This is a genomic window from Hydrogenophaga laconesensis (genome assembly GCF_031457235.1).
GTDB lineage: Bacteria > Pseudomonadota > Gammaproteobacteria > Burkholderiales > Burkholderiaceae_C > Hydrogenophaga > Hydrogenophaga laconesensis.
This window is the reverse complement of record NZ_JAVDWE010000006.1, coordinates 1-24,103: the sequence shown is the minus strand read 5'-3', so window position 1 is coordinate 24,103 and position 24,103 is coordinate 1. Positions and strand designations below refer to the sequence as shown.

At 67.4% G+C, this 24,103-nt stretch carries 23 protein-coding genes; 10 read left to right on the top strand and 13 right to left on the bottom strand.

Annotated elements, in window-relative coordinates; translation table 11 throughout:
• Positions 1 to 14: 14 nt before the first annotated feature.
• A complete protein-coding gene (gene hutU / locus J2X09_RS11890; protein WP_204733882.1) occupies positions 15 to 1,712 on the bottom strand; it encodes a urocanate hydratase in 1,698 nt (565 codons plus the stop codon).
• 138 nt (positions 1,713 to 1,850) lie between these two features.
• Here hutU and hutC point away from each other — a divergent pair, with 138 nt between their 5' ends.
• The gene (gene hutC / locus J2X09_RS11885) at positions 1,851 to 2,573 is read left to right on the top strand and encodes a histidine utilization transcriptional repressor HutC (RefSeq protein ID WP_204733883.1); all 723 of its coding nucleotides are present in this window, start codon (positions 1,851 to 1,853) and stop codon (positions 2,571 to 2,573) included.
• Between the two features lie 4 nt (positions 2,574 to 2,577).
• Here the strand turns inward: hutC and J2X09_RS11880 are convergent, their stop codons facing one another.
• The 10 genes from J2X09_RS11880 to J2X09_RS11835 all read right to left on the bottom strand — a co-directional run bounded on the left by J2X09_RS11880 (position 2,578) and on the right by J2X09_RS11835 (position 12,809).
• Complete coding sequence (locus J2X09_RS11880; protein WP_204733884.1) at positions 2,578 to 3,378, bottom strand: LytR/AlgR family response regulator transcription factor; 801 nt, start codon at positions 3,376 to 3,378, stop codon at positions 2,578 to 2,580.
• Positions 3,375 to 4,424, bottom strand: a complete 1,050-nt coding sequence (locus J2X09_RS11875) for a sensor histidine kinase (RefSeq protein WP_310308349.1) — start codon at positions 4,422 to 4,424, stop codon at positions 3,375 to 3,377. Before J2X09_RS11875 ends, J2X09_RS11880 begins: the two co-directional genes overlap by 4 nt.
• 38 nt (positions 4,425 to 4,462) lie before the next feature.
• Positions 4,463 to 4,753 carry a 2TM domain-containing protein gene (locus J2X09_RS11870; protein WP_204733885.1) on the bottom strand — a complete coding sequence of 97 codons (291 nt, stop codon included), beginning with the start codon at positions 4,751 to 4,753 and terminating at the stop codon, positions 4,463 to 4,465.
• Positions 4,754 to 4,787: 34 nt separating this feature from the next.
• A complete protein-coding gene (locus tag J2X09_RS11865; RefSeq protein ID WP_204733886.1) occupies positions 4,788 to 5,213 on the bottom strand; it encodes a DUF2306 domain-containing protein in 426 nt (141 codons plus the stop codon).
• A gap of 142 nt (positions 5,214 to 5,355) precedes the next feature.
• The gene (locus tag J2X09_RS11860) at positions 5,356 to 7,281 is read right to left on the bottom strand and encodes a PAS domain S-box protein (RefSeq protein WP_204733887.1); all 1,926 of its coding nucleotides are present in this window, start codon (positions 7,279 to 7,281) and stop codon (positions 5,356 to 5,358) included.
• A gap of 31 nt (positions 7,282 to 7,312) precedes the next feature.
• Positions 7,313 to 8,197: an alpha/beta hydrolase gene (locus J2X09_RS11855; RefSeq protein WP_204733888.1), complete on the bottom strand. Its 885-nt coding sequence runs from the start codon at positions 8,195 to 8,197 to the stop codon at positions 7,313 to 7,315.
• Positions 8,198 to 8,215: 18 nt separating this feature from the next.
• Complete coding sequence (locus J2X09_RS11850; protein ID WP_204733889.1) at positions 8,216 to 9,043, bottom strand: proteasome-type protease; 828 nt, start codon at positions 9,041 to 9,043, stop codon at positions 8,216 to 8,218.
• Positions 9,040 to 11,634 (bottom strand): DNA mismatch repair protein MutS, encoded by a 2,595-nt coding sequence (mutS, locus tag J2X09_RS11845; protein ID WP_204733930.1) that lies wholly within the window; start codon positions 11,632 to 11,634, stop codon positions 9,040 to 9,042. Before mutS ends, J2X09_RS11850 begins: the two co-directional genes overlap by 4 nt.
• A 215-nt stretch (positions 11,635 to 11,849) precedes the next feature.
• Positions 11,850 to 12,266, bottom strand: coding sequence for a hypothetical protein (locus tag J2X09_RS11840; RefSeq protein WP_204733890.1), 417 nt, complete (start codon positions 12,264 to 12,266; stop codon positions 11,850 to 11,852).
• A 12-nt stretch (positions 12,267 to 12,278) separates the two neighbouring features.
• Positions 12,279 to 12,809, bottom strand: a complete 531-nt coding sequence (locus J2X09_RS11835) for a DUF4142 domain-containing protein (RefSeq protein ID WP_204733891.1) — start codon at positions 12,807 to 12,809, stop codon at positions 12,279 to 12,281.
• 114 nt (positions 12,810 to 12,923) lie between these two features.
• On the opposite strand from J2X09_RS11835, the gene J2X09_RS11830 reads away from it, so the two are divergent.
• On the top strand, positions 12,924 to 13,148 hold the full coding sequence (locus J2X09_RS11830) for a hypothetical protein (protein ID WP_204733892.1): 225 nt from the start codon (positions 12,924 to 12,926) through the stop codon (positions 13,146 to 13,148).
• A 15-nt stretch (positions 13,149 to 13,163) separates the two neighbouring features.
• Here the strand turns inward: J2X09_RS11830 and J2X09_RS11825 are convergent, their stop codons facing one another.
• Positions 13,164 to 14,513, bottom strand: a complete 1,350-nt coding sequence (locus J2X09_RS11825; protein ID WP_204733893.1) for an MFS transporter — start codon at positions 14,511 to 14,513, stop codon at positions 13,164 to 13,166.
• Positions 14,514 to 14,711: 198 nt separating this feature from the next.
• Here J2X09_RS11825 and cyoA point away from each other — a divergent pair, with 198 nt between their 5' ends.
• The 7 genes from cyoA to J2X09_RS11790 are packed head-to-tail and all read left to right on the top strand — an operon-like array spanning position 14,712 to position 21,360.
• Entirely contained in the window at positions 14,712 to 15,722 is a 1,011-nt protein-coding gene (gene cyoA / locus J2X09_RS11820; RefSeq protein WP_204733894.1) for a ubiquinol oxidase subunit II, read from the top strand.
• Position 15,723: 1 nt separating this feature from the next.
• Positions 15,724 to 17,727: a cytochrome o ubiquinol oxidase subunit I gene (gene cyoB / locus J2X09_RS11815; protein ID WP_204733895.1), complete on the top strand. Its 2,004-nt coding sequence runs from the start codon at positions 15,724 to 15,726 to the stop codon at positions 17,725 to 17,727.
• Positions 17,720 to 18,346, top strand: coding sequence for a cytochrome o ubiquinol oxidase subunit III (cyoC, locus tag J2X09_RS11810; protein WP_204733896.1), 627 nt, complete (start codon positions 17,720 to 17,722; stop codon positions 18,344 to 18,346). The genes cyoB and cyoC overlap by 8 nt, the downstream gene beginning before the upstream one ends.
• On the top strand, positions 18,346 to 18,729 hold the full coding sequence (gene cyoD / locus J2X09_RS11805) for a cytochrome o ubiquinol oxidase subunit IV (protein WP_204733897.1): 384 nt from the start codon (positions 18,346 to 18,348) through the stop codon (positions 18,727 to 18,729). The genes cyoC and cyoD overlap by 1 nt, the downstream gene beginning before the upstream one ends.
• On the top strand, positions 18,726 to 19,490 hold the full coding sequence (locus J2X09_RS11800) for an SURF1 family protein (RefSeq protein WP_310308338.1): 765 nt from the start codon (positions 18,726 to 18,728) through the stop codon (positions 19,488 to 19,490). The genes cyoD and J2X09_RS11800 overlap by 4 nt, the downstream gene beginning before the upstream one ends.
• Positions 19,487 to 20,812 carry an ATP-binding protein gene (locus tag J2X09_RS11795; RefSeq protein ID WP_204733898.1) on the top strand — a complete coding sequence of 442 codons (1,326 nt, stop codon included), beginning with the start codon at positions 19,487 to 19,489 and terminating at the stop codon, positions 20,810 to 20,812. Before J2X09_RS11800 ends, J2X09_RS11795 begins: the two co-directional genes overlap by 4 nt.
• A complete protein-coding gene (locus J2X09_RS11790) occupies positions 20,809 to 21,360 on the top strand; it encodes a response regulator transcription factor (protein WP_204733899.1) in 552 nt (183 codons plus the stop codon). The genes J2X09_RS11795 and J2X09_RS11790 overlap by 4 nt, the downstream gene beginning before the upstream one ends.
• Before the next feature lie 12 nt (positions 21,361 to 21,372).
• Here the strand turns inward: J2X09_RS11790 and J2X09_RS11785 are convergent, their stop codons facing one another.
• On the bottom strand, positions 21,373 to 22,275 hold the full coding sequence (locus tag J2X09_RS11785) for a delta(1)-pyrroline-2-carboxylate reductase family protein (RefSeq protein ID WP_204733900.1): 903 nt from the start codon (positions 22,273 to 22,275) through the stop codon (positions 21,373 to 21,375).
• Positions 22,276 to 22,617: 342 nt separating this feature from the next.
• Between J2X09_RS11785 and J2X09_RS11780 the strand changes: the two genes are divergently transcribed.
• Positions 22,618 to 24,103, top strand: a 1,486-nt coding sequence (locus J2X09_RS11780) for a two-partner secretion domain-containing protein (protein ID WP_204733901.1), incomplete at its 3' end; no start/stop codon positions are given.

Genomic DNA, 24,103 nt, shown 5'->3' with positions numbered 1-24,103 from the left:
TCTCTTGCGGGCGTTCAGGCCACCATCGGGAGTTTCAGGCCGTGTTTCTTCGCGGTCGCCACGGCCAGTTCGTAGCCTGCGTCGGCATGGCGCATCACACCCGAACCGCAGTCGTTCACCAGCACGCGCGCCAGGCGCTCGGCTGCGGCATCGCTGCCGTCGGCCACGATCACCATGCCCGCGTGCTGTGAATAACCCATGCCCACGCCGCCGCCGTGGTGCAGGCTGACCCAGCTGGCACCACCGGCGGTGTTGAGCAGGGCGTTGAGCAAGGGCCAGTCGCTCACCGCGTCGGTGCCGTCCTTCATGCCTTCGGTTTCCCGGTTGGGGCTGGCCACGGAGCCGGTATCCAGGTGGTCGCGGCCGATCACGACGGGGGCTTTCAGCTCGCCCTTGCGCACCATCTCGTTGAACGCGAGCCCGGCGCGGTGGCGCTCGCCCAGGCCCAGCCAGCAGATGCGCGCCGGCAGGCCCTGGAAGGCGATGCGTTCGCGTGCCATGTCGAGCCAGCGGTGGGTGTGGTGGTTGTCGGGAAACAGCTCCTTGATCTTCGCGTCGGTCTTGTGGATGTCTTCGGGGTCACCCGAAAGTGCCACCCAGCGGAACGGCCCCTTGCCCTCGCAGAACAGCGGGCGGATATAGGCCGGCACGAAGCCCGGGAAATCGAAGGCGTTGCCCACGCCCTGGTCGAAGGCCACCTGCCGGATGTTGTTGCCATAGTCCACCGTGGGCACGCCCAAGGCCTGGAAGTCCAGCATGGCCTGCACATGCACGGCACAGCTTCGGGCGGCGGCGGCGGTCAGCCGGGCGTGCTGCGCAGGGTCTCGCTGCGCCGATTTCCAGTGCGCCAGGTCCCAGCCCGCAGGCAGGTAGCCGTTGATGAGGTCGTGGGCGGAGGTCTGGTCGGTCACGAGATCGGGCCTGAGCCCGCCGGCCCTGGCGCGCCGCACCAGTTCGGGCAGCACCTCGGCCGCATTGCCGAGCAGGGCGACGGAGACCGCCTCCTTCTTCGCCGTGTGGTGCTGGATGAGGGCGAGGGCGTCATCGATGTTCCTGGCCTGCTTGTCCACATAGCGCGTGCGCAGGCGGAAGTCGATGCTGCTTTGCTGGCATTCGACGGTGAGCGAGCACGCGCCCGCCAGTGTCGCGGCCAGAGGTTGCGCGCCGCCCATGCCACCCAGGCCCGCCGTGAGAATCCAGCGCCCCGAAAGATCGTTGCCGTAGTGCTGCCGGCCCGCTTCGACGAAGGTCTCGAACGTGCCCTGCACGATGCCCTGGCTGCCGATGTAGATCCACGAGCCCGCCGTCATCTGGCCGTACATGAACAGGCCCTGGCGGTCGAGCTCGTTGAAATGCTCCCAGTGGGCCCACTTCGGCACGAGGTTGCTGTTGGCCAGCAGCACGCGCGGGGCGTTGGCGTGGGTCTTGAACACCCCCACTGGCTTGCCCGACTGCACCAGCAGGGTCTCGTCGTCGTTCAGGTCTTTCAGCGAAGCGAGGATCTGGTCGAAGCTGGCCCAGTCGCGTGCGGCACGGCCGATGCCGCCATACACCACGAGGTGCCGGGGGTTCTCGGCGACCTCCGGGTCCAGGTTGTTCTGGATCATGCGGAACGCGGCCTCGGCGATCCAGTTCTTGCAATGCAGCGTGTTGCCGCGCGGGGCGCGGATCACGCGGGTGGGGTCGAGGCGGGGGTCGGTGGGCGTGGTCATGGCGGGTGTTTCAATGGCTGTCGGCCGGGTTGTCGTGCAGCTGGTCGTGATTTTCTTTTAATTTGTATAGACAACTTTATCGATTGATAATCCCGGCTGTCAAGACCACTTTACGGATCGCCGCCCCGTAGAAACCCCATGACAAGCCCTTCCAGCCCGTCCGCCCGCGCGCAGCCCGTCTATCTGCGGGTCAAGCAGCACGTGCTCGCGCAGATCCACAGCGGGGCCTGGCGGGAAGGCGATGCCATTCCTGGCGAGGAGACGCTGGCGCGCAGTTTCGGCGTCTCGCGCATGACGGTGAACCGCGCCCTCCGCGAACTGAGCGACGAGCAGATCGTGGAACGGGTGCAGGGCTCGGGCACCTACGTGGCGCAACAGAAGTACCAGGCCACGTTGGTGTCCATCCGCAACATTGCCGACGAGATCGCTGCGCGAGGGCACGCGCACCGCAGCGAACTGCACCGGCTCGAGCGCACCCGTGCCGCAGACGCGCTGTCGCGCCGGTTCGGGTTGAGGCCCAACGAACCGCTGTTCCATTCGGTGGTGGTGCACTTCGAGAACGACGAGCCGATCCAGGTGGAGGATCGCTGGGTCAACCCGGCCGTGGCCCCGGACTACATGACGCAGGACTTCGCCAGCCAGACGCCCAACGCCTACCTGATGCGGGTGGCGCCGCTGCAGGGCGTGAGCTTTGTCATCGAAGCCTGCCCGCCGCCGCCCGAGGTGGCCGAGATGCTGGCCATGGCGGCGGGGGATACCTGCCTGGTGTTGCGGCGGCAGACGCAGTCGCAGGGGCGGGTGGCCTCGGTGGCGGCGATGTGGCACCCCGCGTCGCGCTACCAGTTCACCGGCAGCTTCTGAAGCGCTACATCGCCTTGAACTGGCCCGCGTAGAGCCGGCTGACGGGCCAGGCTTCGGGGCGGCCGCGCAGGCGCAGTGTGTGCTTGCCGGCCTCGTCGCGTTGCACGCTGTCGATCGCATCCGCCCGCACCACAGTGCCCCGGTGCACCTGCCAGAACACCGCCGGGTCCAGCTGCGGCAGCAGATCCTTGAGCGGGGTGCGGATCAGCACTTCGGTGTTTGCGGTGAGCACGCGGACGTACTTGTCGGCCGCTTCGAACACCAGCACCTCGGCGATCGGCACCATGCGGATGCCGGAGCCCACGCTGGCCGAAATCACCTGCAGTCGCTGCGCCGCAGGTGAAGAACCGCTGCCTGCCGAGAGCAGGGCGCGCAGGCGCTCGAGCGTGGCGTCGTCGGGCGCGGGGCTGGTGGGCTGGCGTTGTTGCAGCACCTGTTGCACGCGTTGCACTGTGCGCGCCAGTCGCGCGGGCTGCACCGGCTTGAGCACGTAGTCCACCGCCTGTGTTTCGAAGGCTTCCACGGCGTACGCGTCATAGGCGGTGACGAACACCAGCGCCGGGAATGGCACGCCGGCCGGCCATTCGTCCGCCAGTTCGGCAGCGGCCTGCAGTCCGGTCTGGCCGGGCATGCGGATGTCGAGGAACAGCACCTCGGGCCGCAGCTGCAGGGCCTGCGCCACGGCGGCTTCGCCGTCGCCGACCGTGGCCACCACGTGCAAGCCGGGCCAGGCACGCGCGAGTTCGGCCTGCAGGGCCTGGGCCAGCAGCGGTTCGTCTTCGGCGATCAGGGCGGTGGCGTTCATGGCGAGGAAGTTTGCAGGGGGAGTGTGAGCAGGGCGCGCGTGCCACCGCCGGGTTCGGCGTGCCAGTCCATGTGCGCACGACCGGCGTAGGCGGTTTCCAGGCGTTCGCGAACCTGTGCGAGGCCGAAGCCGGGTGTGGGCGAGGGTTCGCAACCCACACCGGTATCGCTCACCTCCAGCACCAGTTGTGAAGCGTGCCGTCGCGCGCGGATGTGGATGGCACCGCCATCGAGGCTGGGTTCCAGGCCATGGCGGATGCTGTTCTCCACCAGGGGTTGCAACAGCAAGGGGGGCACCGGCTGTGCCGCGAGGTCGTCCGGCAGATCGAGCGTGTAGTGCAGGCGCGGGCCCATGCGAACCGCCATCAGCTCCAGGTAGTCGCGCAGCCGCGCGAACTCTCCGGCCAGCGTGTGCTGTCCGGCGTTGGCTTCGGTGCGCGAAGCGGCCAGTGTGGCGCGCAGGAAGTCGTTGAGCCGGTCGAGCATCGCGGTGGCGCGTTCGGGGTCGGTGCCGATCAGCACCCGCAGGTTGGCCAGGGTGTTGAACAGCATGTGAGGCTCGAGCTGCGATTCGAGCAGCCGGAGGCGCGCCTCGCTGGCCTGCCGCTGGGCTTCCTCTTGTGCCAGGCGGGCATGCGCGAGCATGGCGCGGCTGGTGAAGTAATAGGCGCCGAAGCCACCGGCGGCCAGCGACATCAGCACGAAGCCCAGGGTGGCGCGTGGGACATTGCTCAGGCTGGCCAGCAGCGGGCGCCCGAGAAGGAGGTTGGCGATCACGCTGCCACCGGCGTAGCCCAGCAGCACCGCCACCGTCACCAGCACCGCCATGCGCCACACGCCGGGCCAGCCACTGGGGTGCAGCACGTGGCGACCTCCGTCGATCAGCACCCAGATCGACAGCCCGATGCATTGTGAGTAGAGCAGGTTGATCGCCAGGCTTTCGCTCGTGCCCGCGTTGACGGCGGTGATCACCAGCGCGATCACGGTATTGATCACCACGGCCCCGAGGGCGCGGCGGGCAATGATGTGGTACTCAATGCGCGGCATGGTCACAGTATCCCGCATGCCCGTGCAGGCCGCGCCGTTCAGCGGCCGTGGTCGCGCAGGAGGCGCTCGCGCTCCTGTGCAACCAGTCGCTGCTGCAGTCCACCGCCGCCCAGCACCACCCACACCACGAGGCCGTGGATCAGCAGTCCCAGGCCCCAGCCCAGCGCCGGGTAGATGGCCCAATGCCGGCCGCTGGAGAGTGAGAGAGCGGCGAGCACGGCGTTGACGGCCAGAAAGACCAGGGCGTGCACGTACCAGGCCATGCGCGCGGCGGCGCGGCGGCGTGCCAGGCGATCGAGATCGTCGTGTCGGATGTTCGGGGTGTTCATGGAAGTCTCCGGTTGCGGGTTGAAGGGCAGCACGTCAGGCCAGACCGAGCCACTGGTGCCAGAAAAGCCCGCCCAGGTAACGGCTGGGCAGCAGGGTGAAGGCGCCGGCGACCAGGCAGGCGCTCACGTACAGCCACACCATCACCTTGCGGTGGGCGTCCACGTTGCCGCGCAGCAAGGCGCGGAACGAGAAGAACAGGCTGCCGAACACCAGCGGCACTAGCAGGTGCACCGGCGTGTAACCCGCGATGTTGGGCAGCTTGAAGTCGCGGATGAAGATGGCCGTGATCGCGGTCACCAGCATCAGCGTGACCCACGCATAGCCTGCGGCGCGGTGCAGGCGCGGGCGATGGGCCTGGCCGGCCCTGTGTCCGCGCCGCGCCCAGAGCGCCACGGGCCCCAGCGCGAGGGCCGCGATGGCAGCCGTCATATGAATGGCGATGAGGGGGGTGAGTTGCATGGTGGGCTCCGTCGGGTGCGTGGGAGGCCACTGTGCCGGGCAGGCGGGTGAATCGCCATCGCCTTGCGACCAAACCGCCGAAGCCGGGGGTGAAACGACGCTGGTGCGGCGTGGAATGCCGGCGCCGAGTGCTGGCTTGCGGTCAGTTCAGGAGCGGGCGCGCGGTCAGTGTGAAACTGAACGTGGCGCCCTGGCCCGGCTCTGCCGTGGCCAGGAGTTCACCGCCATGGCGCTGCACGATGCGCAGCGAAGTGGCCAGCCCGATGCCCAGGCCGCTGAACTCATGTGGCATGTGCAGGCGCTGGAATGGCTGGAAGAGCTTGGCGGCGCGCGCCATGTCGAAGCCTGCGCCGTTGTCGCTCACGCTGAAGCGCTGCTGGCTGTCTTGCCAGTTCATGCGCAGGCTGATGACGGCCTGCGGGGTGTTGGCGGTGTACTTCCAGGCGTTGTGCAGCAGGTTCTGCATCAGCGCCTCCACCAGGGCCGGGTCGGCCATGACGTGAAGGTGTGGCTCGATCTCCCAGCGCACCTGCCGCTGCGGTTCAGCGCTGGCGAATTCCTCCAGCAGGCGGGTGGCGATGGCACTGAGGTTGACGGGCTGGCGCTGCAGTTCGCCGCGCGCGTACTGCGAGAGCTTGAGCAGGCCATCGATCAGTTCGCCCATCTTCTTGCTGGCCGCCGTGATGCGTTGCAGGTGCGAGAGGCTTTCACCGTTCATGCCGGGGTGATCTTCGTGCAGGGCCTGGGCGAAGCCATTGATGATGCGCAGTGGTGAGCGCAGGTCGTGCGCCACGGCGTAGGAGTAACTCTCCAGCTCGTCGTAGGCCGCCTTCAGCGCCTCGGTGCGGTGGTGAATGCGCTGCTCCAGCGAGGCATTGAGCTGCTGGATTTCCATCTCGGCGTGCTTGCGCTGGGTGATGTCCTGGATGACGCCCAGCGCGCTCACTGCCCGCCCGTGCGCATCGCGTTCGAATTCGGCCTGCACCAGGAACCAGTGCTCTTCGCCGCCGAACCGCAGGCGGTACTCGATGTGGTACGGCGCCTCGCCCTTCACCGCGCGCTTCCACAAGGACAGCGCACGCGGCAGGTCGTCGGGGTGCGTGAGGGCGAGCAGGTCTTCGCCGCTGAAGTCCGCCGAAGGCAGGCCCAGGATCTGGTGCGAACCGGCCAGTGTGACGAAGCGCCCGGTGGCCATGTCTGCGCGCCAGCTCGCCAGGCCGGCGATGGCGTGGGCCTGGCGCAGCAGGTGTTCGCTGGTGCGCAAGGCCTGCTCGGTGGTCTTGCGTGCGCTGATGTCCTGCACCACGGCGATCAGGTAGTCGGGCTCGCCGCTGGGTTTGCGCACCAGCGAGATGGTGACGTACGCCCACACCACGTGACCCAGCCGGTGGATGTAGCGCTTCTCGAAGCTGTAGTGCGCGATCTCGCCATCCAGCGTGCGTTTGAGCTGGCGCATGTCCAGCTCCAGGTCGTCGGGGTGGGTGAAATCGCGGAAGTGCATGCGCTGCATCTCTTCACGGGTGTAGCCCACGATGTCGCAGTAGCGCTGGTTCACGCGGATCCAGGCGCCTCCGATCTCGCTGTGCGCCATGCCGGTGGCGGCCTGTTCAAAGGTGTCCTCCAGCTGCTTCTTGCTTTGTTGCAACTGGACGGTGGCCTCGCGCAGATGCCGGTTCTGGCGTTGCATCAGGTGGATCGCGCCCACGACCGCGAACTGCGTCACCACATGCCAGAAGTTGAGCCAGAAAGTCGCGGTCGGGTTCGCGAAGGACAGGCTGCCGTATGGCGGCACCATCAGGATGTTGGCGAGCAACATGCCCAGCGCCATGCTCAGCATGCCGGCCAGAAAGCCGCCGTACAACGCGGACAGGGCGGTGGCCAGCGTCAGCGTGATGAAACGGCCACCGGCCTCTGGCGGTGCGACCGCCAGGCGCACCCCCACCGCCAGCAGCGTGAGCAGCACCGCCACGCCATGGCGCAACCAGATGCTGTGCTCCTGGGGTTGCCAGTTCGCCACGCGTTGCCATCGCTGCTGCAGCGGACTGGCGGAGGGTGGCGTGCTCGTCATGCGGTGGCGCTGGTGGAGGGTGGGACGCAGCTTACACCGATGCCGTGACGGGCGGCCCTTCAGCGGGATGCCCGGTCGGCGTCAGCAGACCGATCATCTCGTCGATGGCCGCCGCTGTCTCCAGCGGCCGCTCCATCGGGAAGAGGTGGCTGCCTTCCAGGATCTTCAGGCGCTCGGGGTGCTTGCGGCCCACCAGCCGCAGCGTCATCGACATGCCGACCTGCTTCATTTCCAGCGACCGGGTGCCGCCCACGAATCCCACCGGGCATTGCAAGGGGTGGCGGCGCAGCAGGCGGTCCAGATTGTGGGGCAGGGTGTTGTAGATCGCGGTCTCCACCTCGCGGTCGAACACCAGCACGCGGCGAGGTTTGCCGTGCGCGTCCACCTCCTCGCGCGTGCCGTGCTCGATGTAGTCGTGCAGCACATGCGGATCCCAGTGGGCGAAGGCTTTCTTGCTGCTGAAATGGGCCAGTGCGGCATCCGCATCAGGCCAGACACGGCGGCGCCCACGACTGACCTTGCCGGGCGATATGGAACCCACCAGTTGCGTGCGCTTGATCAGTTCCAGCGTGCGGGCGCGCCAGCCGCCGAGCAACGGCGAGTCGATGAGCACCACGCCGCGCACCGCATGGCCACCCAGCATCGGGTGGCGCGCGGCGCACATCAGGCTGAGGAACCCGCCCAGCGAATGACCCACCAGCCAGGCACCCCGGCCATGCCGCTCGATCTCGGGCGCGGCGAAGTCCGCCAGTTGCTGCACCAGGTGCGGCCAGTTGCTGGTGACAGGGTAGTGGGGTTCGTGGCCGAAGCGGTCCACCGCGCGCACCGCATGACCGCGCGCGCGCAGCGACTTGAAGAGCACACCATAGGTGCTGGCCGGAAAACTGTTGGCGTGCGAGAAGATGATCAGCGACATGTCCGGTGCGAACAGGACTCAGATCAGTTTTTCACTGGAGTTGGTGATCTTCTTGAGCGGCGGGTTGCGCGGATGCTCGGTGAGCAGCGGGACGTCGGTGTGGGCGTCGTCCCAGGTCGGCTGCTCGATCTCGTCGAACACCTCGCGCAGTTTCTGGCCCCAGGTCTTGTGCAGCATCTTGAAGTAGGGGTTGTCGTTGTCGATGCAGGTGATCTTGTCGGACTGCAGCATGTTGGCCTCGTACACCGCGAGGTCCAGGGGCAGTCCGACCGACAGGTTGGACTTCAGCGTGGAGTCCATCGAGACCAGCACGCACTTGGCGGCTTCGTCCAGCGGCGTCTCGGGTGCGATCACGCGGTCGAGCACCGGTTTGCCGTACTTGGATTCGCCGATCTGGAAGAACGGCGTTTCGGCGGTGGCCTCGATGAAGTTGCCGGCCGAGTAAACCTGGAACAGCCGCATGCCTTCGCCGCGCACCTGGCCGCCGAAGATCATGGACGCGTTGAAGTCGACCCCGGCGCGCTGCAGGGCGTCGCCGTCGCGCTCATATACGTGGCGCACCGCCGAGCCCAGCACGCGTGCGGCGTCGAACATGCTCTTGGCGTTCCAGATGGTGATGGGTTCGCCACCGTCGGGATCGGTCAGTTGCTCCACCTGCAGGATCTCGCGCACCGACTGCGAGATGCTCAGGTTGCCCGCCGAGAGCAGGCACATGAAGCGGTCGCCCGGCTTCTCGTAGACGATCATCTTGCGGAAAGTGCTGATCTGGTCCAGGCCCGCGTTGGTGCGCGAGTCCGACAGGAAGACCATGCCCGCGTTGAGTTTGACGGCGACACAGTAAGTCATGATGAGGCAGCGAGTTTCTTGAGGGTGTAGAGCTGTTCCAGCGCTTCGCGCGGGCTCAGGGTGTCGGGGTCGATCTGTGCGATGGCCGTCTGCAGCGGATGCGCTTCGGGCTCGAGTGTGGCAGGAGGTGGCGCGAACAGGTCCACCTGGCTCCGGCTTTCCTCGCATTGGGCTTCCAGCGCGGCCAGCGCATGGCGAGCGTGCTGCACCACACCGGCCGGCACCCCGGCCAGGCGCGCCACCTGAATGCCGTAGCTGCGGCTGGCGGGGCCCGGTTCGATCTGGTGCAGGAACACGATGCCACCGGCCTTGCCGCCGGCTTCCACAGCGCTCACGTGCACGTTCAGCGCCGCGTGGTGGCTGGCCGGGAACTCGGTGAGTTCGAAGTAGTGCGTGGCGAACAGCGTGAACGCGCGCGACTTGTCGTGCAGGTGGGTGGCGATGCCACCGGCGAGCGCGAGGCCATCAAAGGTGGAGGTGCCACGACCGATCTCGTCCATCAGCACCAGGCTCTCGGGCGTGGCGGCATTGAGAATCTGCGCCGCCTCGGTCATCTCCACCATGAAGGTCGACTGCGCGTTCGCCAGGTCGTCGGCCGCGCCGATGCGGGTGTGGATGGCGTCGATCGGGCCCAGCCGGCACGAGGCGGCCGGCACGTGGCTGCCCATGCTGGCCAGCAGCACGATCACCGCCACCTGGCGCATGTACGTGCTCTTGCCGCCCATGTTGGGGCCGGTGATCACCTGCATGCGCTGCTTCGGTCCGAGCACCGTGTCGTTGGCGATGAAGCTGCCGCCGCTGGTCTCGTTGAGCCGGGCTTCGACCACCGGGTGGCGGCCGCCGCGGATGTCGATGCAGGGCTCGGGCACGAACTGCGGTGCGTTCCAGCCGAGCGTGAGCGCGCGTTCGGTCAGCGCGCACAGCGCGTCCAGGGCCGCCATGGCGCGCGCCAGCTGGGTGAGCGGCGCCACATGCGCCTGCAGTTCATCCAGCAGCTGTTCATACAGCCACTTTTCGCGCGCCAGTGCGCGGTCCTGGGCGGACAGGGCCTTGTCCTCGAAGGCCTTCAGCTCGGGGGTGATGAAGCGCTCGGCGTTCTTCAGCGTCTGGCGGCGGCGGTAATCGTCCGGCACCTTGGAGGCCTGCCCCTGCGTGACCTCGATGTAGAAGCCGTGCACCTTGTTGAACTGCACCCGCAGGTTGGCGATGCCGGTGCGCGCGCGTTCGCGCTGTTCCAGCTCGATGAGAAAGGCATCGCTGTGGTTCTGGATGCCGCGCAGTTCGTCGAGCTCGGCATCGAAGCCATCCGCGATCACGCCGCCGTCGCGCACCAGCGCGGCGGGCTCCGGCAGCAGGGCGGCGCGCAGCAGTTCCGCGCAACCGGGCGGCGGTGTCAGCTGTGAGGCAATGCCTTGCAACAGGCTGCCTTCGGCCTGCGGGCCGAGCTGCGTGGCCAGCTGGCGCGCGCGCTCCAGCGTCTGCCCCAGGCCCACCAGCTCGCGCGGCTTCACCTGGCGCAGCGCCGTGCGCGCGGTGATGCGTTCCACGTCGCTGGCGCCCTTGAGCGATTGCCGCAGGCTCTGCCACAGATCGCGGCGCAGGGTGTCGATGGCGGCCAGGCGCGCACGCGCCTCGCTGCGGTCGCGCCGTGGCTCGAGCAACCAGGTGCGCAGCGCGCGGCTGCCCATGCCGGTGCAGCACACATCCAGCAGGGAGAACAGGGTCGGGCTGGTTTCACCGCGCAGCGTCTGCGTGAGTTCGAGGTTGCGGCGCGTGTTCAGCGGCAGGTCGATGCGGTCGCCGCTGCGGGCCACCTGCAGGCTGGCCACGTGCGTGAGCGCGCGGCCCTGCGTGTGCTCGGCGTAGCTCAGCAGCGCGGCGGCGGCGGCGTGGGCGTCGGGCAGGTCCTGCGCGTCCCACGCGGCCAGGCTGGCGGCCTGCAGCTGGTCCAGCAGCTTGCGCTGGCCCAGCGCGGCGTCGAACGCCCAGGCCGGGCGCAGCACCGCCACCAAGCGACCGCCGCTGGCCGCACTCTGGCCCGCCAGCGCCTGCACGGATTTCTCGAACGCAGGCGTGGCATCCGCGCTGTACAGCAACTCGCCGGGCGCCACGCGCGCCACCCAGTCGGTCAGCTCGTCGCTGGCGCATTGCGCCAGGAAGACGATGCCCTGCGTGACCGACATCCACGCCAGCCCGCAGCCGGTGCGCGCACCGGGGTGAACCGCCATCAGCACAGCCTCGGCCTTGTCCGACAGCAACTCGCTGTCCGTCAGCGTGCCGGGGGTGACCACGCGCACCACCTTGCGTTCCACCGGCCCCTTGGCGGTGGCCACGTCGCCCACCTGTTCGCAGATGGCCACCGATTCGCCCAGCTTGATCAGCCGCGCCAGGTAGGTGTCGACGGAGTGGAAGGGCACGCCCGCCATGACCACGGGCCGCCCGGCCGACTGGCCGCGCTGCGTGAGCGTGATGTCGAGCAGGCGTGCGGCCTTTTCCGCGTCGTCGAAGAACAGCTCGTAGAAATCGCCCATGCGGTAGAACAGCAGCGTGTCCGGGTGCCCGGCCTTGAGGCCGAGGTACTGCTGCATCATGGGCGTGTGGGCCTCCAGCTCCTGTCTGGATGGGGCTTGGTGCTTGGTCACTTCGGGGTGCAATCCGGTGGTCGTGCGTCACCCACGCCGGGGCGTGGGGTGCGGGTTTTCGGGAGACAAAAGGCGCTGGGCCTTGCCCGCACATTATTGTCGATGCACCCTGGCAGGCGCAGCAGGCGTTTCCCCTGCTGCAGGGGCCCCGCCCCGGAGCCGTATCACCCGGTCTGCAGCAGCACCATGCCCGTGAACAGAAGCAGCAGAACGATGGTGAGCCCGCTGAGGAACCGGCAGGCCTGCACCAGGCCGCGGTACTGGCCCCGTTCGAGTTTGAGAACAAGAAGGCCGTAGGCGCCATGGGCCCAGAACAGCAGACCGACGACGGCGAGGTAGGCCACCAGGCCGGCCGGGTTCACGAGCGGTCGGTGCAGCGCCTCGCCCGAAGCCAGCGTCACCAGTGCCGCAGGCGTGGCCACGCCAAGAAAGACCCAGCGCAGGCGACGTCGAGCCTGCGCGGCCCGCGGCCTGTCGCTCACGTCCATCGGCCGGGCGGCGACCATCAGGCCGCGCAGGTACACCGCCGTGCCCGCCCAGAGGAGCGCCATGGCCAGATACAACAGTTGCAACAGAGACATCGTGGCCGTGTTTCAGTTGGACGCACCGCGATCGACAGATGTCTTGATCGTCTGTGCGGTCTGCAGTTGCTGGCGCAGCGCCGGCAGCTGTCGGGAGGCGAATGCCTTCACCTCCGGGTCGCGCGACTCGCGCGCGGTTTTTTCATAGATCGGAATGGCCGTCTGTGGCGCCTCGACGCCCATCTGGGCAAGGTAACGGCGATCGAAGCTGCTGTCGTCGATCAGCGTGGCGATGATCATCTCCTTGCCCTTCTGAGCCATCGAGGGTTCGGTGGGTACCTCGTGTTGCCGGGCTGCGGCCAGCGTGCGCAGTTCCTCGCCGGCACGGGTGTGTTCGTCGACCATGCGCTGCGCGTAGTCACGCACCCTGGGGTCACGCGTCTTGGTCAGCGCCAGCCGGCCGGCCGACACCTCTGCATGGCTGTTCTGCGCAGCCTGCTCCAGAAAAGTCCGGTCCACTTCGGCTAGACCTTGTGCAAGGGCAGACCCGCCAAACAGCAGGGCGGCGCACAGGGGGATCCAGGAGAGGGCTCGGTGTGTCATGGGTAGACTCCTTTCATCGTTGCTGGAGCCTGCCGGCGCGGCAAACGGGATGCCCGGGCATGTGCGGGAGCGCCGTTTGCCCCTGGGCTGCTCTCACTCAGGAGCGTTCAAACCATGAGCCGCACCATCCGCATTCCGCCCACCCCGGCCCCTGGCAAGCCCGGTTCGAAAACGGCCGCCTTGCTGGCGTCGGTGGCGGGTGAGGAAGACCCGGGCGCGGCGGTGGATGCCCCGGTGCCACCGCCGCGCGTGGCGGTCAGTGAGGCCGGTGGGGCGGGTGAGAAAGGCGGCGGCTCGCCCGTCGCGCCTCGCCCGACCCGGCGCCGCTCGGGCACCTGAAGAAGGCTGGCCCGCTCAGGCCCTGGTTTCCAGTGCCCGGTTCAGGTACAGGGCGGCCAGCGTGCAGGCAGCGCCCGACAGCAGGTAGACGCTGACGTAGCCCAGGCCGAAGTGCGCCGACAGGCCCAGGGCCACGAGCGGCGCGAACGCCGCGCCGACCAGCCAGGCGATGTCCGCCGTGAGGGCCGCGCCGGTGTAGCGGAAGCGCGGCGAGAAATTGGCCGTCACCGTGCCCGAGGCCTGGCCGTACGACAGGCCCAGCAGAATGAAGCCCACCAGAATGAACACGTCCTGGCCGAGCGTGCCGCCGTTGAGCAGGGTGGGCGCGAAGCCGCTGAACACCGCAATCAGCACGGCGAGGGTGCCCAGCGTGCGGCGGCGGCCATGGCGGTCGGCGATCCAGCCCGAGGCCACAATGCCCCCCGCGCAGAGGAAACCGCCCACGATCTGGATCAGCAGGAATTCGCTGATGGTCTGTTCCGCGAACAGGTGGATCCACGACAGGGGGAACACGGTGACCAGGTGAAACAGGGCATAGCTCGCCAGCGCCGCGAAGGCGCCGATGAAGACGTTGTAGCCCTGGTTGCTCAGCAGTTCCCGGGTGGACACAGGTTCGAGTTCGCGCTGGTCCAGCAGCTGCTCGTATTCGTGCGTGACCACCAGGCGCAGCCGCGCGAACAGGGCCACCACGTTGATGGCGAACGCCACGAAGAAGGGATAGCGCCAGCCCCAGGCCAGGAAGTCTTCAGGGGACAGGCTGGCGTAGAGGTAGGCGAAGAGCGACGTGGCGAGCACGAAGCCCACCGGCGCACCGAGCTGCCCCAGCATGGCGTACCAGCCCCGGCGTTGCGGGGGCGCGTTCAGGGCCAGCAGCGAGGGCAGGCCGTCCCACGAGCCACCCAGGGCCAGGCCCTGGCCGATGCGGAAGATGGACAACAGCACGATGGCCCCCGCGCCCAGCGTCGCATAGCCCGGCAGGAAGGCGATGCCGGCGGTGGAACTGCCCAACAGGAAGAGGGCGATGGTCAGCTTGGTGGCGCGACCCCAGCGCCGTTGCACCGCCATCGAGATCACCGTACCGATGGGCCGCGCGATGAAGGCCAGGGCGAAGATGGCGAAAGCCCAGAGGGTTCCCTCCAGGCGGGGCAGGTCGGGGAAGAAAAGAGCCGGGAACACCAGCACCGAAGCGATGCCGTAGACAAAGAAGTCGAAGTACTCGGAAGTGCGCCCGATGACCACGCCCACGGCAATGTCGCCCGGAGCAACGTCACCGCCAGGCGCAACGTTGTGATCGCCCTCGGCGCGTGGCGCGCCTTGGGAAACGAGCGGGGAACCAGGGGGGCTGGCGTGGCTGATGCTGGACATCGGAGGGCTCCGTGGGACGTGTGGCCGGAAGGGCGTGGGTCACTATAAACCGGGGGGTCCTCCTGCGGATCGATGGAGGACGGGAGTGGGACAAAACGTCCAATCGCGCTCCGGCACCCCCGGGGCTACATTGGTTGGGTTTTCGCAACTGGGGTTTACCCGGATGCCTCCGTTCGACCGCACCACAGCCCTTTCCGCATGCGCCCTCCGACCCTGATTCGTGGATCGATCCTGCTGGTTCTGGCCAGTTTCCTGGCCGGCTGCAAGCAGCTGGTCGTGCTCAACCCCGCCGGTGACATCGCGGCCCAGCAGGGCCAGCTGGTGGTGATCGCCACGGTGCTGATGCTGCTGATCATCGTTCCGGTGATCTTCCTGACCCTGCTGTTCGCCTGGCGCTACCGGCACAACAGCCAGCGGGCCCAGGACGATTACGCGCCCGACTGGGACCACTCGACCAAGCTGGAGCTGGTGATCTGGGCGGCGCCGCTGGTGATCATCATCGCCCTGGGTGCGCTGACCTGGATCACCACGCACAAGCTGGATCCCTACCGCCCGCTGGACCGGATCTCGGTGAGCAAGGCCCTGCCCGCCGATATCAAGCCGCTGGAGGTGCAGGTGGTGGCTCTGGACTGGAAGTGGCTGTTCCTGCTGCCCGAGCAAGGCATCGCGTCGGTGAACGAGCTGGCCGCGCCAGTGGACCGGCCGATCCGTTTCAAGCTGACGTCCAGTTCCACCATGAACGCGTTCTACGTGCCGGATCTGGCCGGCATGATCTACACCATGCCCGGCATGCAGACCGAGCTGAACGCCATCATCAACAAGCCCGGCGTGTACCACGGCATGTCGTCGCATTACAGCGGCTCGGGCTTCTCGGGCATGACCTTCAAATTCCATGGGCTGAGCAACGAGGCATTCGATCAGTGGGTGGCCAAGGCCAGGGAAGGCGGCCGGGAACTGTCGCGCGACGCCTACCTCGAGCTGGCCAAGCCCAGCACGCGCGACCCCGTGGCACTGTTCGCCTCGGTGGACGCGTCGCTGTTCCAGCGCGTGCTCAACCTGTGCGTGGCCGACGGCCAGGCCTGCATGCACGAAGTGATGGCCAGGGACGCCCGGCGCAACCGCGCCCACAACGCGGGCGTCGCGCTGGCCGCCGCGACGCAGCAGAGCGTGTGCACCGCATCCGAGTCTTTCGATCTCCTGAGCAACTGATATGTCCGTGTCCGATTCCCCTGCCGCTTCCCACTGGCTCCTCGGGCGCCTGACCTGGGACTCCGTGCCCATGTCGCACGAACCCATCCTGCTCTGGACCTTCATCGCCGTCGTGCTGGGCGGGGTCGCCATGTTGGCCCTGCTGACGCGCTACCGCGTGTGGGGAACGCTCTGGCGCGACTGGTTCTGCAGCATCGACCACAAGCGCATCGGCATCATGTACATGGTGCTGGGCATCGTGATGCTGCTGCGTGGCTTCTCCGACGCCATCATGATGCGCCTGCAGCAGGCCATGGCCTTCGGCGAGAACCTGGGCTACCTGCCGCCGCACCACTACGACCAGATCTTCACCGCGCACGGCGTGATCATGATCTTCTTCGTGGCGATGCCGCTGGTCACCGGGCTCATGAACTACCTCGTGCCGCTGCAGATCGGCGCGCGCGATGTGGCCTTCCCGTTCCTGAACAACTTCAGCTTCTGGATGACGACCGCCGGTGCGATTCTGGTGATGGTCTCGCTGTTCCTGGGCGAGTTCTCCACCGCCGGCTGGCTGGCGTTGTCCACGCTGGGCAACCAGAACCCGGGGGTCGGGCTCGACTACTACATATGGGCGCTGCAGATCGCGGGGGTGGGCACCACGCTCTCGGGCATCAACCTGCTGGTCACCATCATCAAGATGCGCGCGCCCGGCATGAACCTGATGAAGATGCCCGTCTTCGTCTGGACCTCGCTGTGCACCAACGCGCTGATCGTGGCCTCCTTCCCGATCCTGACGGCCGCCCTGGTGCTGATGTCGCTGGACCGCTACGTCGGCACGAACTTCTTCACGAACGACCTGGGCGGCAACCCCATGCTGTACGTGAACCTGATCTGGATCTGGGGCCACCCCGAGGTCTACATCCTGATCCTGCCGGCCTTCGGCATCTTCTCGGAAGTGGTGGCCACCTTCAGCGGCAAGCGCCTGTTCGGCTACACCTCGATGGTCTATGCCACGGTGTGCATCACCATCCTGTCGTACCTGGTGTGGCTGCACCACTTCTTCACCATGGGCTCGGGGGCCAGCGTCAACAGCTTCTTCGGCATCACGACCATGATCATCTCGATCCCGACCGGGGCGAAGATCTTCAACTGGCTGTTCACCATGTACCGAGGCCGCATCCGCTTCGAGGTGCCGATGCTGTGGACCGTGGGCTTCATGGTCACCTTCGCCATCGGTGGCATGACGGGCGTGCTGCTGGCCGTGCCACCGGCCGACTTCGTTCTGCACAACAGCCTGTTCCTGATCGCGCACTTCCACAATGTGATCATCGGTGGCGTGCTGTTCGGCCTCATGGCCGGCATCACCTACTGGTACCCCAAGGCCTTCGGCTACAAGCTCGATCCGTTCTGGGGCAAGTGCTCGTTCTGGTTCTGGCTGGTCGGCTTCTACGTCGCCTTCATGCCGCTCTACGTGCTGGGCCTGATGGGCGTGACGCGCCGCGCCAACCACTTCGAGGACCCGTCGCTGCAGATCTGGTTCGTCATCGCCGCGTGCGGCGCCGTCCTGATCGCCATCGGCATTGCCTGCTTCCTGATCCAGCTGGTGGTCAGCTATTACAGGCGCGAGCAACTGCGTGACGTCACCGGCGATCCGTGGAACGGCCGCACGCTGGAGTGGGCCACCTCGTCGCCCCCGCCGGCCTACAACTTCGCCTTCACCCCGGTGGTGCACGACGTGGACGCCTGGTGGGACATGAAGCGCTTCGGCTACCAGCGCCCGCTGAGCGGCTTCCAGGCGATCCACATGCCGGCGAACACCGCGGCCGGCGTGGTCATCTCGGTGCTGTCGCTGGTCTGGGGCTTCGCGCTGATCTGGCACATGTGGCCGCTGGCCATCGGCTCGTTCGCGGCCATCGTGCTTGCCTCCATCGTCCACACCTTCAACTACAAGCGCGACTTCTACATTCCGGCGACCGACGTGGTGGCCACCGAAAACGCACGCACCCAGCAGCTCGCCCATGTCTGAACTTGCCCATCCGCAACCCGTGACGGGCGCCACGCGCGCCTACCACCTCGAACACGAACCGCACCCGGAGAACGGCACCGCGCTGGGCTTCTGGCTGTACCTGATGAGCGACTGCCTCATCTTCGCGGCGCTGTTCGCCACGTATGGCGTGCTGGGCCGCAGCTATGCGGGTGGCCCGGGCGGCGCCGAGCTGTTCGACCTCAAGCTCGTCGCCATCAACACCGCGTTCCTGCTGCTGTCGTCCATCACCTTCGGTTTCGCCATGCTGCAGAAGCAGCAGGGCAAGAAGGGTGGCACGCTGGCATGGCTCGCTGTGACAGGGCTGTTCGGCCTGGCCTTCCTCGGGCTGGAGCTGTACGAGTTCCATCACCTGATCAGCGTGGGTGCCACGCCGCAGAGCAGCGCGGCCATGTCGGCCTTCTTCACGCTGGTCGGCACGCACGGTCTGCACGTCACCTTCGGCTGCATCTGGCTCGTGGTGCTGATGATCCAGATCGCGCAGCACGGCCTGACCCGGGCGAACAAGCGCCGCCTGATGTGCCTGTCGATGTTCTGGCACTTTCTGGACGTCGTCTGGATCGGCGTCTTCACCTTTGTCTACCTGATGGGAGTGCTGTGATGAGCGCACACGATGTCCACCACCATGACGACGACCACGATCACGACGATGGCCCGCACAGCACCTTCTCGGGCTACATGATCGGCTTCGCCCTCTCCGTCGTGCTGACCGCCATTCCCTTCTGGCTGGTCATGAACGATGTGATCAGCAACCGCACCACGGCCGTGATGGTGCTCGGGGGCCTGGCCGTCGCCCAGATCCTGGTGCACATGGTGTATTTCCTGCACATGAATGGCAAGGTGGAAGGCGGCTGGACCATGCTGTCCACGCTCTTTACCGTCGTCTTCGTCGCGATCGCGATCGCCGGCACGCTGTGGGTCATGTTCCACATGAACACCAACATGATGCCGTCGCACGAGCTGCACGGGCAGTTGACGTCATGACCACCGCGCGGCGCGGCCTTGCCCTGATGCTGGCGGGTGCCGCGCTGCTGACGGCTGCGTTCGTCGCGCTGGGCGTGTGGCAGGTGCAGCGCATGGGGTGGAAGCACGACCTCATCGCGCGCATCGAAGCGCGCGTGCAGGCCGCGCCGGTGGCGCCTCCGCTCATCGCCGAGTGGCCAGCGGTGCGCGGCGATCCCGCCGCCTACGAATACCGCCGCCTGCGGCTCGACGGCGAGTTCCTGCATGCCGACGAGGCCCTGGTGCAGGCCGTCACCCAGCTGGGCGCCGGCTTCTGGGTGGTCACACCGTTGCGCCTGGCCGATGGCCGCGTGGTGATGGTCAACCGGGGTTTCGTGACGCCCTCGCAGCGCGAGCCCGCCGCGCGCGGTGCGGCCGCGCCCGAAGGGCCCGTCACCGTCACGGGTCTGTTGCGCATTTCGGAGCCCGGTGGTGGCTTCCTGCGCAAGAACGACCCCAACGCCAACCGCTGGCATTCGCGCGACGTGGCGGCCTTGGCCGCAGCGCGCGCTCTCGCGCCGGAAACCGTGGCCCCATTTTTCGTGGACGCCGATGCCGCACCGCAGGCCACCGCGTCGCCCGTGGGCGGCCTCACCGTGCTGAAGTTCTCCGACAGCCACCTCGTGTACGCGCTGACCTGGTTCGCCCTCGCCGCCATGACCGCCGGGGCCGGCGTCTACCTGCTGCGCGACAAGGCCGCACCGCGACCACACGGGGTGGAAGAGGCCACAATCGCAGCGTGAACGCTGCCCATGCCTCTTCCGCCGCCTCGCACGCCGCCGTTGACCTGAACCAGGCCGCCGGCCTGAAGAACCTGCTTCAGCTGATCCAGTTGCGCTGGATCGCCGTGTTCGGCCAGGTAGTGACCATCCTCGTCGTTCACCATGGCCTGAACATTGTCATTCCCATCCAGCAGATGTTCGCCGTGCTGGCGGGTCTCGTGGCCTTCAACGTGGTGGCCTTGCTGCGCTGGCGCACCCGGCTGCGCGTCATGGACGCCGAGCTGCTGCTGGCCTTGCTGGTGGACGTGGGCGCGCTGACTGCCCAGCTCTACCTGAGCGGTGGCGCCACGAACCCCTTTGTGTTCCTGTACCTGCTGCAGGTGATCCTGGGCGCGGTGCTGCTGCCGGCCTGGGCCACCTGGACCATGGTGGGCGTGAGCACCCTGTGCTTCGCCGGCCTGGCCGTGTTCGCCCAGCCGCTTCCGCTGTCGCCCGATTTGCATCAGGGGCTGGCCAGTCCCTACATGCTGGGCATGCTGGTCTGCTTCGCGTTGAACGCGGCGCTGCTCGTCACCTTCATCACCCGCATCGTGGCCAACCTGCGCGAACGGGACCTTCGCCTGGCTGCGTTGCGCCAGCGCGCGGCGGAGGAAGAGCACGTGGTGCGCATGGGCCTGCTGGCCTCGGGCGCCGCGCACGAACTGGGCACGCCGCTATCCACCCTGGCCGTGATCCTGGGCGACTGGCAGCACCTGCCGCACTTCAGTTCCGAGCCCGAACTGGCCGAGGAGGTGGCCGAAATGCAGGCCCAGGTGGCGCGCTGCAAGTCCATCGTCAGCGGCATCCTGCTGTCGGCGGGCGAGGCCCGCTCGGAATCTTCCGGGGAAACCACCGTCTGCGCGTTCCTCGATGGCGTGGTGGATGCATGGCGCCAGCGCCGACCCAGCAAGGGCTTCAGCTACCACAACCGTTTCGGCCACGACCTGCCCATGGTGTCCGATTCGGCGATCAAGCAGATGATCGGCAACGTGCTCGACAACGCGCTGGAAGCCTCACCCGAGGCCGTGCATTTCGAAGCCTCGCGCGAAGGCGATGCGCTGGTGCTCACCGTGCGCGACGAAGGGCCAGGCTTCGCGGCACATCTCTTGCCGCACGTGGGTCGGCCCTACCAGTCGACCAAGGGCCGGCCGGGTGGTGGCCTTGGCCTGTTCCTGGTGTTCAACGTGGCCCGCACGCTCGGTGGCACGGTGGCGGTGCGCAACCCCGCCGAAGGCGGTGCCGAAGTCCGCATCACCCTGCCGCTGGCCGCCATCACCCTGCCCGAGGAAGGACCGAACCGATGACCGCTGAGACCGTCCGCGAAGGCCATCGCCTGTTGCTGGTGGAAGACGATGCCGCCTTCGCGCGCACGCTGGCGCGCTCCTTCGAGCGCCGGGGGTACGACGTGCGCGTGGCCGCCAGCCTGGAACAGCTCACTGCGCAACTGGCGAGCTTCTCGCCCGACAAGGCCGTGGTGGACCTCAAGCTGCAGGGCGATGCCTCGGGCCTCGCCTGTGTGCAGGCCCTGCATGCGCACAACAGCCACATGCTCATCGTCGTGCTCACGGGGTTTGCCAGCATCGCCACCGCCGTGGAGGCCATCAAGCTGGGGGCCTGCCACTACCTGGCCAAGCCCTCGAACACCGACGACATCGAGGCCGCCTTCGGCCGCGCCCAGGGCACGACCGAGGTGGAGCTGACGAACCGATCCAGCTCCATCAAGACGCTGGAATGGGAACGCATTCACGAAGTGCTGGCCGAGACCGGTTTCAACATTTCGGAAACCGCCCGCCGCCTGGGCATGCACCGGCGCACGCTGGCACGCAAGCTCGGCAAACAACAGGTGAAGTGAGGCGACCCCGCCTCAGGACCGCGTCGCGAGACGCGCTGCGGCCAGATCCCAGCCGGCCCAGCCACAGCTCTTGAAGAACACGGGCCCGCGCACCGCGCGTGGCGCGCTCACCCAATCGGCCAATGTGGGCAGCGCGGCCACATCGATACCCGCCTGAAGCAGATCGCCCGCTTCGTGGTCGGCATCGCGTGTGTCCACCACCAGCGTGCCGCGCGCGGCCATGTCGCGGCACACCTCGGGCGCCCACTCCACCATGCGCGGCGTGAACGCGCCCACGGCGGCCACGAACGCATCGTCTCGCGGCGTGCCGCGCAGCACCACTTGTTGCGCAGGCGTGGTGCTCACCACCAGCGGGCACTCGGCGAGCGCCGCATCCGCGTCGTCCACCCGCTGCGCGTCCAGGCCGAGTGCGCGTGCGTGCGCCACCAGAGCGTCGGCGCTCGCCGCCTGCCGCGACGCCACGCGCACCTCGCGCACACCCAGGCCGGCGGCAAACGCCTCCAGGTGTGAGCGGCCCTGCACACCCGCGCCGACGATGAGCAGCGGCCCGTCACGCCGGGGCGCGAGCCGTTGTGCAGCGAGCAGGGACACCGCCGCCGTGCGACGTGCGGTCACGGTGGGGCCATCGAGCAAGCCGGTGCGCTGCCCGGAGGCCACATCGAACACCACGATGTCGCCCTGGATGGTGGGCAGGCCGCGCGCGCCGTTGCCGGGCACGAAGGTGATGAGCTTGGTGATGGCCACCCGCGCATCGGTGGCAGGCATCACGAACAGGCTGCCGCCACCCGGCAAGGCCTGCACGATGCGCGGCGGCACCATCACCGACGGGTCGCGCAGCAGCGCGGCGATCTCGTCCGCCAGTTCGGGGTAGGGCAGTGCGCGGGCGGTGGCGTCGGCGTCTTGAAGAGAGGTCATGCCACCATCATCGGGCCATTTCGGGAATGGGTTGACTATCTGCCTGAATCTAAAACAGGTGCATATGCACGAAGGTGTGAATCAGTTTGCGGACCCGATTTTGTATTTCGTTGCCAAATTTTGTTGCCCTGTGGATGGAAATAACACTTCCGTCTTGCACGCCCACGCGCACTGACATTGCCTGAAGAATCGCCCGCTCACGGGGGATTCGATCCAGCGGCTGCAGACCGACGCGCATCGGGTCACCCCTTCCAGAACCACAAGGCAGGGGGGGGCGAGCGTTGAGTTCACGTCACATCACCAGGGCTTCGCGGTTCTCCAACACCAAGGGAACGTGAAGCCATGAACAAGAACCGCCACCGCATCATCTTCAACGCAGCACGCGGCCAGCGCATGGTGGTGGCAGAGAACGCGAGCAGCGCAGGCGGCAGCGCCAGCGGCGAGACCTCCACAGCCGACAGTGTGCTGGCCCCTTTGGCGCCCCTGGGTGACCTGGACATCTGCAAGCCCAGCCGGCTGCGCAACGTGGCGCTGCACCCGCTCACCTTGAGCATCGCCCTGGCGTTCACGCTGGGCCTGGTGTTCTACACCACGGCCCACGCGCAGATCGTGGCCGACCCGAGCGCGCCGGGCAACCAACGCCCGACCATCCTGCAAGCGGGCAACGGCGCAACGGTCGTGAACATCCAAACGCCAAGCGCGGCAGGCGTTTCCCGCAATGTCTATGGCCGGTTCGATGTGGACGCCAGCGGGGCGATCCTCAACAACAGCCGCACCAACGTGCAAACGCAGATCGGTGGCTGGATTTCCGGGAATCCCTGGGTAGGAGCGCCGGCCCGCGTCATCCTCAACGAAGTCAATTCCTCCAACCCGTCGTACCTCAACGGGCCGCTCGAAGTGGCCGGCCAGCGCGCCGAGGTGATCGTTGCCAACCCCTCGGGCATCCGCGTGAACGGGGGTACTTTCCTCAATGCCTCGGGCGTCAGCGTGGCCGAGCAGTCTGGCCTGAAGGCCGGCGACGGAGGCTTCCAGGTCAACGTCAACGGCAACACCGAACTCATCGGCGGGGCCATTGCCAGCAACCAGCGTGCGGTGGACGAAGGAAAGAACCGCTTCGGCACGGGTGGAGAACTCAGCACCACCGACATCCGGAACGAGGCCCGCTACAGCGCCAGCAGCACCAGCGTGGGCGTGGGCACGGGCTCGGTCGGCCAGAACCTGGCCATGAACGGGCTGGGTGCGGGCGTGGGGCGAGATTCGGGTAACGCCAGCAGCACCACCACGGCGGGCATCAGCGGCATCGCGGGCGACAAGGCGATCCGCAGCACGGATGCCGAGACCGGCATCCAGCGCATCTTCGACAAGGAGACGGTGCAGAAAGAGATTGCGGCGCAAACCTTGATCACCGAGACCTTCAGCCGCGAGGCACCCAAGGCGGTGGCGAGTTATGCGGGTGCGCAGCAGCGCGCGCTGACGCAGCAACTGCGGGACGAGACCGATCCCGTCAAACAGGAGGCTCTGCAAGTCGAGATCGACAAATGGAAGGAAGGCGGCGTGTACCGCGTGGCGCTGCACACGGCAGCCGGTGCGCTGGGCGGTGGGCTCGGCGGGGCGGCAGGGGCGGCAGTCAGCGGAGCCAGCGCCAACCTGATGAATGCGTGGCAGGACAACATCGAGCAAAGCCTGATCGCCGCGGGCATGAGCGACACAGCGGCCAAGAGCATGGCGCAAGGCGTGACGCGGGTTCAGTGCCATGTGAGACTGGATGAAGGTGATGACCCCGGAGTCGTCGCGTGCAACACGCCGGTAACGCAGCGTGGAGCGGGCG

Coding starts and splice junctions, on each gene's coding strand:
- J2X09_RS11800 (WP_310308338.1), top strand. CDS start 18,726: ATGACCACCGCGCGGCGCGGCCTTGCCCTGATGCTGGCGGGTGCCGCG.
- J2X09_RS11865 (WP_204733886.1), bottom strand. CDS start 5,213: ATGCAACTCACCCCCCTCATCGCCATTCATATGACGGCTGCCATCGCG.
- J2X09_RS11790 (WP_204733899.1), top strand. CDS start 20,809: ATGACCGCTGAGACCGTCCGCGAAGGCCATCGCCTGTTGCTGGTGGAA.
- J2X09_RS11835 (WP_204733891.1), bottom strand. CDS start 12,809: ATGACACACCGAGCCCTCTCCTGGATCCCCCTGTGCGCCGCCCTGCTG.
- J2X09_RS11850 (WP_204733889.1), bottom strand. CDS start 9,043: ATGACTTACTGTGTCGCCGTCAAACTCAACGCGGGCATGGTCTTCCTG.
- J2X09_RS11855 (WP_204733888.1), bottom strand. CDS start 8,197: ATGTCGCTGATCATCTTCTCGCACGCCAACAGTTTTCCGGCCAGCACC.
- J2X09_RS11830 (WP_204733892.1), top strand. CDS start 12,924: ATGAGCCGCACCATCCGCATTCCGCCCACCCCGGCCCCTGGCAAGCCC.
- cyoC (WP_204733896.1), top strand. CDS start 17,720: ATGTCTGAACTTGCCCATCCGCAACCCGTGACGGGCGCCACGCGCGCC.
- J2X09_RS11870 (WP_204733885.1), bottom strand. CDS start 4,753: ATGAACACCCCGAACATCCGACACGACGATCTCGATCGCCTGGCACGC.
- cyoA (WP_204733894.1), top strand. CDS start 14,712: ATGCGCCCTCCGACCCTGATTCGTGGATCGATCCTGCTGGTTCTGGCC.
- J2X09_RS11880 (WP_204733884.1), bottom strand. CDS start 3,378: ATGAACGCCACCGCCCTGATCGCCGAAGACGAACCGCTGCTGGCCCAG.
- hutC (WP_204733883.1), top strand. CDS start 1,851: ATGACAAGCCCTTCCAGCCCGTCCGCCCGCGCGCAGCCCGTCTATCTG.
- J2X09_RS11860 (WP_204733887.1), bottom strand. CDS start 7,281: ATGACGAGCACGCCACCCTCCGCCAGTCCGCTGCAGCAGCGATGGCAA.
- J2X09_RS11875 (WP_310308349.1), bottom strand. CDS start 4,424: ATGCCGCGCATTGAGTACCACATCATTGCCCGCCGCGCCCTCGGGGCC.
- hutU (WP_204733882.1), bottom strand. CDS start 1,712: ATGACCACGCCCACCGACCCCCGCCTCGACCCCACCCGCGTGATCCGC.
- J2X09_RS11785 (WP_204733900.1), bottom strand. CDS start 22,275: ATGACCTCTCTTCAAGACGCCGACGCCACCGCCCGCGCACTGCCCTAC.
- J2X09_RS11840 (WP_204733890.1), bottom strand. CDS start 12,266: ATGTCTCTGTTGCAACTGTTGTATCTGGCCATGGCGCTCCTCTGGGCG.
- mutS (WP_204733930.1), bottom strand. CDS start 11,634: ATGATGCAGCAGTACCTCGGCCTCAAGGCCGGGCACCCGGACACGCTG.
- J2X09_RS11825 (WP_204733893.1), bottom strand. CDS start 14,513: ATGTCCAGCATCAGCCACGCCAGCCCCCCTGGTTCCCCGCTCGTTTCC.
- cyoB (WP_204733895.1), top strand. CDS start 15,724: ATGTCCGTGTCCGATTCCCCTGCCGCTTCCCACTGGCTCCTCGGGCGC.
- cyoD (WP_204733897.1), top strand. CDS start 18,346: ATGAGCGCACACGATGTCCACCACCATGACGACGACCACGATCACGAC.